The organism is Microbulbifer mangrovi, assembly GCF_002009015.1.
GTDB lineage: Bacteria > Pseudomonadota > Gammaproteobacteria > Pseudomonadales > Cellvibrionaceae > Microbulbifer > Microbulbifer mangrovi.
The window spans coordinates 1-603 of record NZ_LZDE01000076.1 but is presented as its reverse complement, the minus strand read 5'-3'; the positions used below and the strand labels follow the sequence as shown (position 1 = coordinate 603).

Annotated in this window: 1 protein-coding gene; it reads left to right on the top strand. The window is 41.5% G+C overall.

The window, feature by feature from the left end:
* Window positions 1-566: hypothetical protein (locus B4U49_RS18985; RefSeq protein WP_158078513.1), on the top strand; the 566-nt coding region annotated here is incomplete at its 5' end.
* Window positions 567-603 lie beyond the last annotated feature (37 nt).

Sequence of the window (603 nt, the reverse complement as noted above, 5' to 3'; positions counted from 1 at the left end):
GTCTGCCCCTGCTGCGGGCGTTAGCTGAAATAACGATGAAGAGCTTCATAATCTTCGGCCGAGATAATGGCCAATATGCATACGATAAAAGCGCTGCCTGCCGATGCATGGAGTGCGGAATAATTGATCGTGAAAAGAGTTCTCGCTTGCCCTTGAGCGAAATAATGTATGATTTTTCGTCAACTTATGATAACGAGTTGGTAATCTCTGAAAGAGTATTTCTAGAGCTCGTAAAATATGTAGATGAGTCAAATTTTGAAAAATCTGGCAAGTACTACTATGTATTCCCAAAAGTCAAAGTCGAATTTGATTCAGCAATACGAAAAACGAAATTTGGCCCAAAGTGTTCTCTTTGTGGCAACAACTCATATGTTATAGGTGTTTCTCCTGCATACTTAAAACGTAAATTGTCAAAGAGCGGTCTGTACGCTACAGATTTGAAATTTGGCGATACAGCAGATGAAGGTTCTAATCTAACACCAGGGATAATTTTGAGCGAAGATCTCTTAGGTGAAATCTTGTCTCTAAAGGTCTCAGGACTAAGTTATGAGCAAGCAAACAGCTAACAAGCAGCGGCAGCGCGACAGCCAACGCTACGCACCT